Here is a 16,153-nt window from a genome sequence, read left to right as displayed (position 1 = left end):
GATGCCGGGCTATGATCTCGAAATTCTCCGTCAAAACCGCCAGGAGATCCTGAAGGCGGAATTGGGCGCGTTCCTCCACAACATCGGGAAGTTCGGGGAGGAGTTTCTGTTCGTGCAACTCGCAAATGCGGGCAATACCGACCCGATCGTCACTCGCTACCGTGGCCGCTTCGAGTTCCAAAACGTTGTTGGAATCAAGTATAAGTATCAGGCTGACCGCTATCAGCCAAAGCCGGAAACAACCGGTTTCCTCAGCGAGAAGGCGCGCAATTGGCTCGCAAGCACACCCATTGTGCTGCCTCCACCTTTTGATGACCGAGTCGATTACTGCATGGGCGATTTTGTTGAGTACCAAAACTATGATTTCTACCGCCCTCTGACCGACCCCAAACGGCGGCCAGGCAGATGGGTCGCGACTTCACGGCTTACGGAGTTGCTGTGGGCTTCGCACGAGGCCTCCGCAATCGACAAGGAGGGAGCCGGTGACGAGGGGAGACAGTCACAACCTCCGGTTCAGGTTGCCACAGTGTTCGGTCACGAGCGTGGGATTGATGCCTCCACGCTGAGGCATGCGCGGGAAAGCCTCCTGGACTCCATTCAACAAGGTAAGCGAAATGAGTACCTACGGGATGCCCGTAGACTCATGACCTTGGCGCTCGCCGAAACTCGAAGGCCGCTGAACGATATCACGCTATGGGACGTCTCCTCAGCCGTCGCCGCATTCTTCAAGGCAGCGCTCGCCAAGATGCTCCTGGAAGGCAAGTGGACCGAAAAGGAGTACCTCAAGTGGCGAATTCTACGGATCGCGCTGGACGGCCCCACCTTCTACGAGCACGTCTCCAGGCTTCCCGACCTTTTGGCGCGGAAACAAATCATCACACACAGCCTCGACGCGGTGAAGGATCTGCTCGAACAGGAATGCCCCCTCGGGAATGAGGTCTATCGGGACGAATTTGGTTCCGCGTTTGTCGTTCCGGATCTGGAGGCGGAGGATGAGCGGGGCAGCATGCTCCTTAGTTTGATCGAGGCCCATGTCCGAAGCGCATTCATCACCCCGATCGAAGCCGGCGATGGCGATGAGCGCCAACGTGAGCGCTCGGAGGCTTCCAAAGCAGTAAAGCTGGAGATCACGCCGGCGCTTTCCGTTAGCGTGGCGCATGCGCAAGGCCTTGGACTCGCCGGCGAACTGGCCAAGCCGGTTCCGCTCGTTACAGCAAAACCGGAGACCGTGCGCCAGTGGTGGCAAGACGTGGAACGCGCTGACGTTTGCACGGTTTGCGGCGTGAGACCACAGGGCCATCCGCCGGGTCGAACATCACGGAAGGCCAAAGAGCGTCGCGTATGCGTGCCTTGTGAGGCTCTGCGCGATGACCGCTGCGAACAGTGGCTCGACAAACTGGAAACAACCATCTGGCTGGATGAGGTTGCTGACGTTAACGGCCGCGTCGCCCTGATCGTCGGGCGCTTCGGTATTGAGAAGTGGTTGGAGCCCGGCGGGTACATCGAAAGCTCGCTGATTGTGAGTCCGACGCCATCGCTCCGGTCCAAAGAATTGACTTTCGCCCGGCTGCGGCGGATCTGGGATACGACGGCCCGCTTTTGGGAGGAGATCGAAGGAGAGATCGCCAAATGTGTGATTCCGGTTTCCGGCATCCGCTGGCGTCTGACGCTGCGGCCTGGTCCCGGACGTAATGATCCGCCCGTGCGGACGCATGCGTATCAGCTCGAAATCCCTGACGTAGGACGGCTCGCGGTCGCCTGCACGGATGAGAATGGATGGAAGTTCATCACGGCGGAGAATCTGGCGCGGCTTGCGAAACACCAGAAGACCTCGCCAGACGAGCTGAGAGAGCAGATCCGGGGAAAGCCATGCGCTGTACTGGAGGACACGTACAACGATGAGGCGGGCTACACCAGGCTCACCAGCATCGCCACTGGAACAGTCCTGGGAGCCGATCTGGATTCCGTTCAGTACCGCCCATCGATCTCGATTCTCGCTGATCCGCGGAGCTTCATGATGCTGGTTCCCGCGGACGGCGCTGCAGACGTTGTCAATACAATCAAGAACAAGTACGAAGCCGAGATGGCGCGCGTGCGAAACCGGCTCCCGATCGCGGTTGGCATCGTGTTTGGTCAGGCGCACACGCCTCTTTCCATAATGTTGGATGCCGGCCGCCGAGTGATGGATCTGCCAGTGAACGAGGAGCTGTGGGCTGTCTCCAAAGTATCCGTGGCCGACAGTGGCATCTGTGGCCTGGAATTCTCGAACGGCATTGCTTGGAAAATCCCAACGTCTATGGGCGATGGAACGACAGAAGATAAGTGGTACGCATATTTTCTTCCAGCCAATTCTGGCGGCGCCCTTGATGTCGGCGGTTTGCGATCCGGCGGCCAGGTCTACTTGACACCAAGCCACTTCGATTTTCAGTTTCTGGACTGTGCCGCAACCCGCTTTGAACTGGAGTACAGCGACGCAGGGAGGAAGCGGAGATCTCCGCGGCCATACCTGCTTGAGAATTGGAATGATCTCGCGCGCGTTTGGGAGCTGCTTCGTAAGGCTCTGGCAACCTCGCAAATCAAGGCGATCCAGGCCGACATCGGCGCAAAGCGACGGCAGTGGGCAGAGACCGGCGATACGACTCTCGAGGCATTCGTGCGCGATACGCTTGCGACGGCCGACTGGAAGCAGCCGCTCAGCCGAAACGATCTTGATTTCCTCACGAAGGCCGGCACCGACGGGCTGCTGGAAGATGCGATCGAGCTGTATGTGGGACTCCTGAAGCGCAAGACGGAAGTGGGAGGTGACGATGAGTGAAGCACAAACTGCGCCGATTTACGAACAACGCCGGTTTGTATTTCTGACGTTGGACCCGATTCATGTTGGCACAGGAGGCTTCCGGCTGGGTCGCGTGGACATGCCGGTTGCGCGGGAGCCCGGAACGAACTTGCCAAAGATTCCGGGGACCACGCTCGCGGGCGCTGCCCGGAGCTATGCCGCGATGGAGTATGGAAAACTTGAAGCCGCAGGACAGCATAGGAAGCTCAAGGATGAAGACAAAAGACGTTGCCCGATCGTTTACACGTTCGGCACGACCCGCGGATCTGGCGGCCAAGCAGGGCGCGTGAGCATCTTCGATGCGAGGCTTTTGCTCTTTCCTGTGCGGTCGATGGCCGGGCCAGTATGGGCAAGCACAGCCGAACTGCTGGAGGAGGCTGGCTTCTCGGTTTCGCAACGTCCACCGGGAGATGAGCGGCCCGCAGCCACATTAGCCTGGAACCGAAGTATCAACCTTTCGTGGCTGCTTTTTGAGAAGCCTGTGCTAACAACGATTTCAGATGGAAACCTCACCGTGCAACCATCCTTCGCCGCCGTCAAGGATCGGATTGTCGTTGTCACTCCTCGCATGTTCGAGCAGGTTGTCAGCAGCAACCTGGAGGTCCGAACATCCGTGAGCATCGATTCTGAGACAGGCGCGGCCAAAGAGGGAGCACTGTTCACCTACGAGGCCATTCCTCGTGGCGCCTGGCTGTGGTGTGATGTGATCGAAGACGATTACAACCCCGCCTTCCCGGTGACAATCGACAGACATAACGGCGGCGGCCCAATGGGCGTCACTTGGAGCCGCCCTTTAGACGTGGTTTCCTCGGGTTTCCGGTTGATGGAATACATGGGCGTCGGCGGCATGGGCACACGTGGGTTCGGGAGGCTGCGCGTGGTCCATGACTGGACGCAGGGGGGAGCAGCATGATCGCGCTCGATCTTGATCTGGGGGCCGCAAAGACCGCGCAGGCGATCCTCAAGGACGTGGAAGCCACGAAGCAAGCCGCCAAGGCTGCCGAAGACCTGATTACGAAGACGCTTGGCGTAATCCAGGAGAATGGCCCTTACGCCGCCATCGTATTCCTGTGCTCGAAAATCAACGGCGAGAAGGATTCGACCTCCATCGTGGCCACTTCCGTGCGGACTAACCTGCTCGATCTGGCTGAGACGCTCGGCGCCATAAGCCTGACGAAATCCGGCGATTTTCGCAAGATTCTCGATTTCGTCATCAAGAACATTTGTTCGGACCTGCACCTCCTCTTGCTTGTGAAACAAACTTGGGAGCAGGCCTTGATCTACGCAAGGCATTCGGCAAAGAGCCTGAAGGCGCAGGTTGGGGCATAGGCAGATGTGGAAAGCACATCAGATCGTCCTCGAGCTTCTGTCCCCGCTTCATGTCGGGCACAGACGAATAGGAAATCTGGCCTCAACACGCCGCTACGTCCCTGGCCGGGCGATTTGGGGAGCTCTCACGACCCGCATCACACGCGATGCCGGCGGCCAGGACTATGCCGAGGTTGGAAGACGGATTCATGAAGAACTGGCGTGGACGTACTTCTTCATCTCAGCCACTCCGGGCAAGGTGCCCCTCTGGCCGTGGGGCGGGAACCGGCGCGAATTCGAGTGGCTCTACCTCAGCAGTTTTGCGAGCACCGCGCTTGAGGATGGCCACAGCGCGGACGACGGCGCTTTGCATGAGGTCGAGTATATTGCGCCGCGCACGTGCTTCGGCGATCAGGTGTATCTCACGGGATATCTCTTTGAACGGGAGGGATCAACACTCAACTGGCGCGGCGCTCTGAATCGTTTACAGATCGGCGGCGAGAGATCGTACGGGTGGGGACGCGTGCGGCCCTTCACCGTCACGCCGCTTGAAGGACCATGTTTCGGCATATACCCGGCGCACACGAATCCTGAAAGACCAGTCATCGAGGTGCCTAGTCATTCGGCGCTTGGCGCTCACACGCTGGCGTCTGATGCCGATAATTACCAAGGCGCAATTGAGCCACTGGTCGGCCGCGAGACGAATACCGAAAGCGGAGCGTTCGGATCCAAGCCTTCTTTGGCATTCGTATGTTGGATCCCCGGGACGAGAATCGTACAAGCCAGTAAATATCGGATTGGCCATCAGGGCATTTGGGAACCAGCATGAATTGATCTGACTCTTCCATGGCGGCGTACTCGCGGTACGTTCATTGCCGCTACGGCGGGTGTCGGCGTCGTATGCGAACGAGAAAAACATCTTCGAGTCCTCCTCAGGTTTACACTTCGCGGGGCAGATGACGGCGCAGCGGCCACACCAGAGACTTCGTCTAAAGAGGTTTATGCATTAACCGGCAAACTTGCCGGTTAAATTTAATATACTAATCGGCATAACCGAAAAAGTGCGGTTATGAGTCACCGGCGACTGGGTAGCGTTCCAGCGGTCACCTCAAGACGCCGCTTGTGACTTCAGAAGGGACAGTGTTCTGCGGTGGGCAGGCGGCGAGGGGGACCTTGCGCAGTCGGAAGCGGCGCGGGTTCAAGGCTTTCAAGCGTGGGGACGTCTTGGAGTTGTTGTCGGGCAGATGAGAACCCTGCTTTGCAGTTTGTCACTTGGGCAGCCGCATGACAAGATCACGGCGGTGTTGGTTCCAATAGACGATGCCTTTCTTCCTGCCATCTTGGCTTACTGTGAGTCCCAACAGTACAACGATGATGTTCGCATGGTCACATCCAAACTTAATGCCGCCACCGGCACTCTAGTTCAAGTCCCCTTCGACCTCGCACACTGGCAGCGCGTCGCCCAAGAGAAATCTCCCAACGGCCTCCCCAAGCCGCACTCCGACAACCCCACGCAGTGGCTCTTCAATGGCCACCCCAAAGGCTTCGACCACCCGCTCCAGGTCGCCGTCGCCCGCCTGCTTGGCTATCGCTGGCCGCGGCAGACCGGTTCGAGTTTCCTCGACTGTCCTGCGCTCGGCCCGGATGGCCTCGAAGTGCACGCCGACGCCGATGGCATCGTGCCGCTGGCCTCGATCGCTGGCGAAGCCTCGGCCGCCGACCGCCTGCGCGCCCTGCTCAAAGACGCCTACGGCGAAGAATGGTCCGCCGCAAAGCTCAAGGAACTCCTGGGCGAATGGGACTCGCTCGAAGATTGGCTCCGCGACGGTTTTTTTGCCGAGCATTGTCAGATCTTCCATCAGCGCCCCTTCGTCTGGCACATCTGGGACGGGCGCAAGGACGGCTTTCATGCGCTGGCGAACTATCACAAGCTCGCCGCGCCAAACGGCGAAGGCCGCAAGACGCTTGAAAAGCTGATCTACACCTACGTGGGCCGCTGGATCGAGCGCCAGCAGGGCGAAGTGAAAGCCGGCAAGGAGGGCGCGGACGCCCGGCTCACCGCCGCGCAGCATCTCAAAGCCGAACTCGAAAAAATCCTTGAAGGCGAAACACCTTACGACCTCTTTATCCGCTGGAAGCCGCTCCGCGAGCAGCCGATCGGCTGGGCGCCGGACATCAATGACGGCGTGCGGCTGAACATCCGCCCGTGGCTCCAGACTTCGCTTGCGCCCGTCACCAAACCCAAAAAGGGCGCCTGCATCCTGCGCGTGACGCCCAAGATCAACTACGGCAAAGATCGCGGCAAGGAACCGCACCGGTCGAAGGAAGATTTCCCGTGGTTCTGGAGTTGGGACGAGCACAGCGACGATTTTATGGGCGGCGATGCCTTGGACGGCGCCCGCTGGAACGACTTGCACTATTCGCTCAAGACCAAGAAGCAGGCGCGGGAGCGCAAGCGAAAGGCGGGAGCATGAGCCAAGAACTGAATCCAGAAGCAACCGTGTCGGAACAGCAGATCGAGGCGGCGATTCGCGACATCCTCTTTTCGAACCGTCAACCTTCGGCATGGGAACTCGTTGAGCAGATCGAGTCAGCGTTCGGTTGGCAATCCCGCTGGATGATCAAGGACGCAGCCAAGGCGCTCACGAAAGATAGTTCACTCCAGAACTCCTGCCGGCAATACCTGGACGCTCTTCTCGAACGAGATGAACTCGATCAGGTTTTGGCTGGAGCTGAATCGCCCCGGAAGGATATTCAATCCGGCATCGACTCCTTGCTGCGGCAAAGCCTCGCCTACCGCAGTTCGAAAGCCTTTCAGGAAATGATCGACTTCATGGGGCGATTCAAGGACTACGCCCCTTACAACAACATGCTAGTCCGCATTCAGAATCCCAGTTGCTCGTTTTATGCCACGGAGAAAGACTGGTTTCGGAGGTTCAAACGGCGGCTCAAAGAGGACGCGCGACCGATGCTCATCCTCGCGCCGATGCATCCGGTGCTGCTTGTGTACGATTTGGACCAGACAGAAGGTCCTGACCTCCCCGAAGAACTGAGCAAGTTCGCTTCGTTTGCCGGCGAGTGGAAGGATGAATACTTGGAACGGACTCTTGGGAATGCAGCCAAACGGGACAAGATCCGAATCGATTTCAAGCGGCTGTCCTCAACGAACGCGGGCTTCGCGACGATTGCTCGCGGGGACCGTGAGTCCAAGATGAGGATCGCCATTCACGAGGAACTCGACGCTCCCAGTCGATACGGTGTTGTGTGCCACGAGCTTGCACACATCTATCTTGGCCATCTCGGAACCGACGAGGATTATTGGTGGCCGAGCCGAACCAACTTGAGTCATAAAACGGTTGAGATCGAAGCGGAGGCTGTGGCCTTTCTGGTCACAAGCCGACTCGGCCTGCAAGGCACGAGCGCATCCTACGTGTCACGTTACCTCAGCGAGGGAGCCATTCCGGAATCCGTATCACTCGACCTCATCGCGAAAGCGGCTGGGCGCATTGAGGAGATGGCGAGGCGGACCTTCGAAGCGCGTCGATCGCGATGGGAGAGAGCTGAGCAAGGGAGGCTCCTGTGAAGAAGCATCGCACTTTGTTTGACGCGATCAAAGAATCGCTGGCCGCCTCCATGCGGCCGGCTGAGGGTTGGGCCGCGCCGGCGACCATCCTTTGGACCGATGCCGAGGCGCAATGGCTCTCTTTGCTGCCCGCGCTGCGCGCGGTCTTTCCCTGGATCTATACACTCGGCTCGTACAACCCGCAGACGCGCACCGGGCCGGCGATCTGGCTCAAGTGCGTGGTCGATCGAGCCCTGCCGGACGGTCTGCCTCCGGGCGAGATTCCCGTTCTCTATCTTCCACACGTGCGGAGGCAGGACCTGCGCGCCGCGGCGGATTGCCCCGCGCATTTGCAGCCGCTGGTGGAACTCCAATACCGCGGGCGCGTCTGGCATCAATCGAATGGCCACGACTGGACCGTGCGGGCGTTTTTGGTTTCTAACGATGGCCTGGGCCTCGATATCGCCGCCGACCGGCAGACCGAGGAAGCGATGCTGCGCGCCCTACCCCTGTTGGCCGAGGTGGATCTTCGCGCGCTCGAAGGACGGCGGCTCGATGCGGACGATTTCGACAAGCTCGCGGTCGCTGATCCCGTGAGGGACGTTCTTCTTTGGCTCAATCATCCCGAGAAGTTCGAAGCAGGCGCAAAGGGCGCGCGCTGGGGGAGTTTCCGCTCCGTCTGCCGGAGCGAGTTCGCCCTGGACCCCGAGCAGAACCCCCCCTCGGAAATCGCGGGGCTTTTGGTATGCGCCGAGCCGCGCCTGGACCGGGTGTGGAACCGTTTTGCGGAGGCTCCCCAACTTTATAGCGGTGTTGCCAAGCTGATGCGCGATCCCGCAGCCGCCGTTCAGGGGAAACTCACGTTTGACGGTTCACGAGATCCTCGAATCAATGAGCGGGAGGAGGACGAACTCAGACAGGCGCTCGCGGCCGTGCCACACCTGGCCCATGCCGCTGCATGCGCGAAGGTGCTGGAACTCGAAGCCCGGCACGGGGAACGGCGGGGTTGGGTGTGGGCTCGTCTCGATTGGAGCCCTTGGGCGAAAGCGCTTGCGCCGTTAGCGTGCCTCGCCCGCGCTGCGCAGACCCCGGTAGGCGGGCCGGGGCTTACGGCAGCCGCCTCCGCCTACGCCGAGTCCGGCTGGCAGTGCGATGCGGCGGCGATGGAGGCTCTGGCCCTTTTCGGCGCGGGAGCGAATGCGTCTCTGATGGCGCAAGTGGTGCGCGCGTTATATCAGCCGTGGCTCGAAACCTCGGCCCGGCATTTTCAATCGCTGCTCGCAGCCGATCCTAAAACTGCTCGTGAGCGGGTGGATAAAACCTCTGCAAATCAGGACACTTGTCTGGTTTTCGTGGATGGGTTGAGGTTCGATCAGGCCGCAAAGCTTGCCGCGCTACTCGAGGAACGATCCCTGAAGGCCACGCTCTCCTGGCGGCTCGCGCCTCTGCCGACCGTGACTCCGACGGCTAAACCGGCCGCGATCCCATTCCAGGACGGCATTCGCGGCGCGGACGGCGCCGACTTCACGCCCGTCATGGAGACGAAGACCGGGCCACGGCCGTTAACCGCACCAATCCTTCGGGAAAGGCTCGAAGCTGCCGGCGTCGAAGTGCTCGATGCCGATGAGATCCGGAATGCCTCAGGCGTGTCGCGCGGCGGATGGACCGAGTGTGGATCGATCGACAGCCGTGGCCACAGCCTTCAGGCCGACCTGGTCCATTCTTTATCCGACGAACTGAGCGAATCGCCGAGCGCGTGGCGGCGCTGCTCGATGCCGGCTGGCAACGCGTAAGACTGGTGACCGATCATGGTTGGCTGCTTCTGCCCGGCGGGTTGCCGAAGGTCGATTTGCCTTCCTATCTCACCGAAACGAAATGGGCGAGATGTGCACTGGTGAAAGGGCAGCCTGAGTTGTCGGCGCCTGTGGCTCCGTGGCATTGGAACCCAGATGTACGGATCGCATCGCCGCCTGGAATTGCGTGTTTCCGCCACGGCGAAGTTTACGCGCACGGCGGCATCAGCCCGCAGGAATGCGTCATCCCCGTCGTGGATGTCGAGCGCGGCTTCGGCGGCGCGCAAGCGACCATCCAATCGGTCGAATGGCGCGGAATGCGCTGCCGCATCCGCGTTCAGACGAACGATCCGCTGGTGAAAGTAGACTTGCGAACGAATTGGAAGCAGGAGGGGACCAGCATTGTCGCAGCCATTAAAGAAGTGGGCGCAAGCGGCGAGGTCAGCCTGGCGGTTCCCGACGATACGCACGAGGGCACGGCAGCTTCGGTTGTCGTGCTGGACCGCGATGGCAAGGTGATCACCTCGCAAACAACGCGTGTAGGGGAGAAATCATGACTGTGGTGATGGACGCCTTAGATCATAAAGCCGCCGAGGCTTTTGAAGGCTACCTGGTGCGCAAGGACCTGGTGCGAAAATACGCGCGGCAGTATCCGGTGCCCACTTATGTGGTGGAGTTCCTCCTCGGGCGCTATTGCGCGAGCGTGGATGAACAGGAGATTCAGGAAGGGCTGGCCATCGTAGAGAAGCAACTCAAAGACCGCACGGTGCGCACGGGTCAGGAAGAGCTGTTTAAGGCGCGGGCGAAGGAACACGGGCCAGTGAAAGTGATCGATATCGTCCGGGCGCGGCTGGACACGCGGCGGGATTGCTATGTGGCGGAATTGCCCAGCCTGGCGATCGGCGATGCCCGGATTGCCGATGAGCTGGTTCGCGAGAACGAGCGGATGCTTACTGACGGGTTCTATGCGGAGGTGACACTCTCCTATGACGCTGTGGTCGGCCAGGAACACAACGGCCGCGCCTTCGCTGTAGATGGCCTTCGGCCGATTCAGATGTCCAAGGCTGACGCGCTCGACGTCTTGGCGCGAGGGCGGGCGAAGTTCTCTACGCAGGAATGGATCGAGTTGCTGTTAAGATCCGTGGGCCTCGAACCGGAGAGCCTGGACGAAAGAGCCAGGCGGGTGGCCCTGTTGCGGATGGTCCCGTTCGTCGAACGCAACTACAACCTGGTGGAGCTTGGGCCTCGCGGCACCGGCAAGAGTCATATCTACCAGCAGATTTCGCCCTACTCGCACCTGATCTCGGGCGGGAAGGCGACGGTAGCCAAGATGTTCGTGAACATGGCCAGCGGCCAGCGCGGGTTGGTCTGCCAGTATGACGTGGTTTGCTTCGATGAAGTCTCCGGGATTTCCTTCGACCAGAAGGACGGCGTGAACATCATGAAGGGCTACATGGCGTCCGGCCAGTTCAGCCGGGGCAAGGAGAATATCCGGGCCGATGGCAGCATCGTGATGCTCGGCAATCTGGATGTCGACATACAACACCAGCAGCGAATCGGTCACCTGCTAAGCCCACTGCCGCCGGAGATGCGCAACGATACCGCATTCCTGGACCGCTTGCATGCCTACGCGCCGGGATGGGATTTTCCAAAGCTTAAGACGGGGCAGCATCTGACGGATCATTTTGGCCTGGTGAGTGACTTTCTCAGCGAATGCTGGAACAAGCTGCGCGCCGGCACGCGGGTAAATGCACTTCAAGGGCGGGTGTACTGGGGCGGCGCGCTGAGTGGCCGCGATATTGAAGCGGTGAATAAAACGATGAGCGGTCTGCTGAAACTGCTCTATCCGAACCCGGAGATGCCGGTGCCAGATCAAGATCTGGAGTGGATGACGCGATTGGCTCTGGAATCACGGCGGCGGGTCAAAGAGCAGCAGAAACGAGTATTTAAGAGCGAATTTCGGAATACGCATTTCAGCTACACGCTCGGCGTTGAGGGCGTCGAGCAGTTCGTTTCGACACCGGAGCTGCATAGCGATGAGGCGATTGAGAGCGATCCTTTACCACCAGGGCAGGTTTGGGCCGTCAGCATGGGGTCGCCGGAAACGGGTGTGGGGCTATATCGACTGGAGGTCACCTCGGGACCAGGCAGCGGAGTGAAGATTCTGAACCAGCCCGTACCACCGGCGTTTCGAGAGAGCGTCCGAATTGGAGAGCAGAACCTCTATACACGAGCAAAGGAACTCGTCGGCGATCGTGATCCCCGAGAGCACGAGTTTTCGATCCAAATGCGCGCCATCGATGCGGATCGTTCCGGCACAGGCTTAGGACTCCCTGTACTGGTTGCGCTGTGCGGAGCCCTGCTTGGCAAAAATACGCGCGGCGGAACGATTGTGGTGGGTGCACTGAACCTGGGCGGTTCTGTGGACCTGATTCCGAATGCGGTTCAGATCGCGGAGCTTGCTATTGATAAACAGGCCCAGACATTGCTGATGCCGGTCGCAGCCCGCCGTCAGTTAAATGATCTCTCTGACGAACTCTGGACACGCATCAGCATTGAGTTCTACAAGGACGCCGCGGATGCGGTGTTCAAGGCGTTGGTAGAGTAGAGAGCATACAAGGTGTTATTGACAAAGAAAGGGAATCATTGTGGACAGGGGAGCTCATTTTCATAAATGCGACTTTCAGGTACATACACCACGGGATCTCAACTGGCAAGGCGGTGGCGCAGTCACGGAGGACGAGCGCGCACAATATGCCCAGGAGTTTGTTGCCGCATGTCGCGCTAAGGGCCTCGACGCCATAGCGATCACGGACCACCACGACGTGTGCATGTTCAAGTATATTCGACGGGCTGCCGAACTGGAGACAGATGAGAACGGTAACGCATTGCCGCCGGAACGGCGGCTGACCGTTTTTCCGGCATGGAACTGACGCTGGCCGTGCCCTGTCAGGCCCTTCTCATTCTGGACGCAGATTTTCCGGTCGATCTATTGCCCCAAGTCGTCCAAGCCCTAAGCGTCACGCCCGCTCCGGACGGCGCTGCGCGGCACGCGCCCGTTCAGCGCCTTGAACACATCAAGACCCTGCAAGAACTGTACGACGAACTGAACAAGCGCGAGTTTCTACGCGACCGCTTCATCGTCTTCCCGCATGTCGGCGAGAGCGGGAACTCCACCCTGCTACGAAGCGGCTTCGCCGCGCATTACAAAAGCATGCCTTGTGTCGGCGGTTTCGTAGATGGTTCCGTAGCGCAACACGGCAAGGGGAATATCGAGATTCTCGATGGGAGGAACAAAGAGTACGGCAACAAGGCGATTGCCGTCTTTCAGACATCCGATAACCGTAACCGGAATTTCTCGGAACTCGGCCAGCATGTGACCTGGGTGAAATGGGCGCGGCCCACCGCGGAAGCGCTTCGCCAAGCATGCCTGGCGCGCTTTTCGCGGATTTCGCACGTCGAGCCCCGATTGCCCGCCATCCGGATTACCCGCGTGGAGGTGTCGAATAGCAAATTCCTTGGCCCTATCGCTCTCGATTTCAACCCTCAGTACAATGCGGTCATTGGCGGGCGCGGAACCGGTAAATCTACGATTCTCGAATACATCCGCTGGGCGCTCTGCGACCAACCGCCGAGCGCTGACAACAGTGGCGAAGAACTTGCGGATTTCCAGAAGCGACGGCAAACGCTCATCGAAGGTACGCTGCTGCCGCTCGACGCGGTTGTCGATGTATCGTTCCTGCTGAACGGTGTGGCCCATGTTGTCCGGCGAAAGGCTTCGGGAGAACTGACACTGAAGATAGGTGACGCTTCCTTTCAGTCCTGCACGGAGCAGAACGTTCGGGAGCTGCTCCCCATACGGGCCTACAGCCAGAAGCAGCTTAGTGCAGTGGGGGCGCGCCTCGATGAGCTACGCCGCTTCGTCCATGCGCCCATCCAGGGCGAACTTGACGCTTTGCAGGAGCGAATTGGCGCGCTGGCGATCGAGCTCCGGGCCGGCTTTGACAAGGTTGTCCGCTACCGCACCCTCCAATCTGAGATTGCGGCGCATGAGATCGAGCGCAAATCGCTTAACGAGCAGATTGGAAAACTCCGCGCATCCTTAAAGGGACTTTCGCCGCAGGATCGTGCTATCATTGCGCGGCAGGCCATTTACGAAGCAGAGCAGCGGATCGTCCAGACGCTCGAACGCGATATGGGCGCGGCGAAACAGGCGCTCGCTGCCGTGGCCAATGAATTTAAGCGTCTCCCCACAGCAATCGACACGGGCAAAGCCACTGAAAATGGCGAACTGTTAAAAGAAGCGCACGCGAGCATCGCTGGATGGATCGGTGACATTCAGAATGCCATCGCCCAGTTTCAGGACGCCTGCAACGACTCCAGCGCCGGTAGGCCGCTGGAACGCTACTTCGCAAACATTGCTAAATGGCGCGAGCGGCGCGAACTTCATCGCAAGGAATATGAGGAGGCCAAAAGGCGCGCCGCCGCGCACGAGGAGACCCTTAAGCAGATACAGGGACTGGAAGGACGGCTCGCAGAGCTCAATGAGATCGCGGACGGCAAAAACCAGCAACTCGCTCGGCTCGGGGATCCAGCTGCGGAATTCACGGCGCTGCGCAACGAATGGAAGGCGGCACATCGCAAGCGGGCCGATCTTCTCGAAGGCCAGTGCTCAGAACTTACGAAGGTTTCAAAATCGCGGCTCAACGCCGTTTTGAAGCGGGCGGCCGACATCGCGCCGCTCGCGGAGAAACTCAAGCAGATCATTAAAGGCACGAAAGCCCGCGGCGAGCGCATCGACAAACTTGTGGAGCAGATTTCCGACGCTGCCGATCCTTTGGAAACCTGGCATGCCATTCTGGACGAGCTCCAATCGCTCGCGTGGGTGCGGGTCGAGGACGAGGCGACCACACAGTTGCCGACCACACCGCGCTTCGACAACGCCGGTTTCACTGCTAGGGAGAAGCTGGCGCTTGCCCGTCAAATTCAGCCTGCGGCGTGGCTGGAGCTCCTATTGTTCGACCTTAAGGACCTTCCCGTGTTCGAGTATCAGGTCCGCGACGACGATTTTCTGCCTTTCGAACACGCCTCGCCAGGCCAGCAAGCGACGGCGCTCCTCTCGATCCTTCTGCTGCAGGACGGCCCGCCGCTCCTCATCGACCAGCCAGAAGACGATCTGAACATGAAAGTCATAAACGAGATCGTGGAGACGCTGTGGCAGGCGAAGGCGCACCGGCAGGTGATCTTTGCAAGCCATAACGCGAACCTTGTCGTCAATGGCGATGCCGAATACATAATGTGCTGCGATTATCGAACGACGGCTACGGAATCCGGTGGGCAAATTAAGTGCACGGCGCAATCGACGTGCCCGAGATCAATCGCGAGATAGCCGAGGTCATGGAGGGCGGTCTGGAAGCGTTTAAGTTGCGTTATCAGAAGTACGGACTTGTTGCCGTAGGATTGCCCGTGTTCTCGTCTACCGGAGCTCCAAGCACCCAATCAGCTTCAGGCTGACGCACAAGCGGCCGCCTGAGACTGAAACCTTCAAGATCCGCAATTTCTCGCGGCACATACCGATCCCTTCAATACCTAATGAGTGGGATGCCGATCGCAGTTGACGGGATCGTCTACGACTGTCGGATAGTACGGCATCTCAGAGGATTTTAAAATGCCGAAGAATTTTGAACCAAACTCTACCAATCCTCTTGATTCTATAGACGGCGAGCCGCTCGAAGGATCAGGCTTCGAAGACGAACAGCCGGAAGACGGCTTTGATGAGGGAGGCGAGGATGGCAACGACTGATCGCCCTCAGCCGCAAAGTTTCAAACGCGATTTCCGGCAGGAAGCTACAGACGCCATCATTCGCATGCTCGAAGAAGGTGTTGCACCGTGGCAGAAACCGTGGCAATCGGGCGCGATCGTAACGCCATTCAATCCGACCACCGAAAAGCCATACCGCGGCGGCAATGCCGTCTACCTCATGGCGGTTGCTGCCAAACGCGGCTATGACGATCCGCGATGGATGAGCTACAAGCAGGCGCAACAACGCGGCTGGCAGGTCCGTCGAGGCGAGACCGGAACGCAGATTGAATATTGGGAGTTTCCGTCCGCATCGCGCGAGCGGGAGCAACGCGGTAGTCAGCCGCATTCCGAGCAGGGCGACAAGATCGCGCCGCGGATGATTCACCGCATCTACACTGTGTTCAACGCAAAACAGATCGATGGGATTCCGTCCTACACGCCGAAGCAGCGCCAGGAATTCGAGATCGTACGAGCTGCCGAATCCATCCTGGAGCACTCGGGCGCGCGCATCCTGCACGATCAGAACGATCGCGCCTTCTACAATCGCTCCGCTGATTCGATTCACCTGCCGCCCAAGGCAGCGTTCTCTTCCGCGCCGGATTACTACGGAACCGCGCTTCATGAGCTCGCTCACTGGACCGGCCATCCCAGCCGGCTCAACCGGCAAACACTGAATGAGAGTTATCGCTTTGGCGACCTGAATTATGCCCAGGAGGAGCTGCGCGCCGAAATGACCAGCTTGTTCCTGGCTGCCGAGCGCGGCATTCCGCACAATCCGGCGAGCGATGCGGCCTATGTCGGCTCCTAGCGAATCGGTCATAGATATCCTTATAATTAACGACATCGCGTTC

12 protein-coding genes are annotated in these 16,153 nt (G+C 59.4%); all 12 read left to right on the top strand.

Going from position 1 to position 16,153, the window contains the following annotated elements; genetic code table 11:
• Nucleotide 1: 1 nt before the first annotated feature.
• The 12 genes from N655_RS0115530 (at nt 2) to N655_RS19410 (ending at nt 16,110) form a co-directional block, all read left to right on the top strand.
• Entirely contained in the window at nt 2-2,815 is a 2,814-nt protein-coding gene (locus tag N655_RS0115530) for a hypothetical protein (RefSeq protein WP_026443722.1), read from the top strand.
• Nucleotides 2,808-3,749 (top strand): type III-B CRISPR module RAMP protein Cmr4, encoded by a 942-nt coding sequence (gene cmr4 / locus N655_RS0115525; RefSeq protein ID WP_044934879.1) that lies wholly within the window; start codon nt 2,808-2,810, stop codon nt 3,747-3,749. The genes N655_RS0115530 and cmr4 overlap by 8 nt, the downstream gene beginning before the upstream one ends.
• Nucleotides 3,746-4,165, top strand: a complete 420-nt coding sequence (locus N655_RS0115520) for a hypothetical protein (protein WP_026443720.1) — start codon at nt 3,746-3,748, stop codon at nt 4,163-4,165. The genes cmr4 and N655_RS0115520 overlap by 4 nt, the downstream gene beginning before the upstream one ends.
• The gene (locus N655_RS0115515; RefSeq protein WP_155987621.1) at nt 4,155-4,973 is read left to right on the top strand and encodes an RAMP superfamily CRISPR-associated protein; all 819 of its coding nucleotides are present in this window, start codon (nt 4,155-4,157) and stop codon (nt 4,971-4,973) included. Before N655_RS0115520 ends, N655_RS0115515 begins: the two co-directional genes overlap by 11 nt.
• Nucleotides 4,974-5,388: 415 nt before the next feature.
• Nucleotides 5,389-6,618, top strand: coding sequence for a hypothetical protein (locus tag N655_RS0115510; protein WP_155987620.1), 1,230 nt, complete (start codon nt 5,389-5,391; stop codon nt 6,616-6,618).
• The gene (locus N655_RS0115505; RefSeq protein WP_026443717.1) at nt 6,615-7,727 is read left to right on the top strand and encodes an ImmA/IrrE family metallo-endopeptidase; all 1,113 of its coding nucleotides are present in this window, start codon (nt 6,615-6,617) and stop codon (nt 7,725-7,727) included. Before N655_RS0115510 ends, N655_RS0115505 begins: the two co-directional genes overlap by 4 nt.
• Complete coding sequence (gene pglZ / locus N655_RS19420) at nt 7,724-9,499, top strand: BREX-1 system phosphatase PglZ type B (RefSeq protein ID WP_049961484.1); 1,776 nt, start codon at nt 7,724-7,726, stop codon at nt 9,497-9,499. The genes N655_RS0115505 and pglZ overlap by 4 nt, the downstream gene beginning before the upstream one ends.
• Nucleotides 9,463-10,056, top strand: a complete 594-nt coding sequence (locus N655_RS20395) for a hypothetical protein (protein WP_049961483.1) — start codon at nt 9,463-9,465, stop codon at nt 10,054-10,056. Before pglZ ends, N655_RS20395 begins: the two co-directional genes overlap by 37 nt.
• Nucleotides 10,053-12,107 (top strand): BREX system Lon protease-like protein BrxL, encoded by a 2,055-nt coding sequence (brxL, locus tag N655_RS0115495; RefSeq protein ID WP_044934877.1) that lies wholly within the window; start codon nt 10,053-10,055, stop codon nt 12,105-12,107. The genes N655_RS20395 and brxL overlap by 4 nt, the downstream gene beginning before the upstream one ends.
• Nucleotides 12,108-12,422: 315 nt before the next feature.
• Entirely contained in the window at nt 12,423-14,888 is a 2,466-nt protein-coding gene (locus tag N655_RS19415) for a TrlF family AAA-like ATPase (RefSeq protein WP_049961481.1), read from the top strand.
• Between the two features lie 279 nt (nt 14,889-15,167).
• Nucleotides 15,168-15,302 carry a hypothetical protein gene (locus N655_RS21075; RefSeq protein ID WP_285222256.1) on the top strand — a complete coding sequence of 45 codons (135 nt, stop codon included), beginning with the start codon at nt 15,168-15,170 and terminating at the stop codon, nt 15,300-15,302.
• On the top strand, nt 15,289-16,110 hold the full coding sequence (locus N655_RS19410; RefSeq protein ID WP_049961480.1) for an ArdC family protein: 822 nt from the start codon (nt 15,289-15,291) through the stop codon (nt 16,108-16,110). The genes N655_RS21075 and N655_RS19410 overlap by 14 nt, the downstream gene beginning before the upstream one ends.
• Nucleotides 16,111-16,153 lie beyond the last annotated feature (43 nt).

Source organism: Pseudacidobacterium ailaaui (genome assembly GCF_000688455.1).
Taxonomy (GTDB): domain Bacteria; phylum Acidobacteriota; class Terriglobia; order Terriglobales; family Acidobacteriaceae; genus Pseudacidobacterium; species Pseudacidobacterium ailaaui.
The sequence above is the reverse complement of the archived record's forward strand: the minus strand, read 5'-3'. Positions and strand labels throughout refer to the sequence as shown.

What these genes read in the sequence shown, in the direction of transcription:
- N655_RS0115530 (WP_026443722.1), top strand. Translation starts at nt 2, where the DNA reads ATGCCGGGCTATGATCTCGAAATTCTCCGTCAAAACCGCCAGGAGATC.
- cmr4 (WP_044934879.1), top strand. Translation starts at nt 2,808, where the DNA reads ATGAGTGAAGCACAAACTGCGCCGATTTACGAACAACGCCGGTTTGTA.
- N655_RS0115520 (WP_026443720.1), top strand. Translation starts at nt 3,746, where the DNA reads ATGATCGCGCTCGATCTTGATCTGGGGGCCGCAAAGACCGCGCAGGCG.
- N655_RS0115510 (WP_155987620.1), top strand. Translation starts at nt 5,389, where the DNA reads ATGAGAACCCTGCTTTGCAGTTTGTCACTTGGGCAGCCGCATGACAAG.
- N655_RS0115505 (WP_026443717.1), top strand. Translation starts at nt 6,615, where the DNA reads ATGAGCCAAGAACTGAATCCAGAAGCAACCGTGTCGGAACAGCAGATC.
- brxL (WP_044934877.1), top strand. Translation starts at nt 10,053, where the DNA reads ATGACTGTGGTGATGGACGCCTTAGATCATAAAGCCGCCGAGGCTTTT.
- N655_RS19415 (WP_049961481.1), top strand. Translation starts at nt 12,423, where the DNA reads ATGGAACTGACGCTGGCCGTGCCCTGTCAGGCCCTTCTCATTCTGGAC.
- N655_RS21075 (WP_285222256.1), top strand. Translation starts at nt 15,168, where the DNA reads ATGCCGAAGAATTTTGAACCAAACTCTACCAATCCTCTTGATTCTATA.
- N655_RS19410 (WP_049961480.1), top strand. Translation starts at nt 15,289, where the DNA reads ATGGCAACGACTGATCGCCCTCAGCCGCAAAGTTTCAAACGCGATTTC.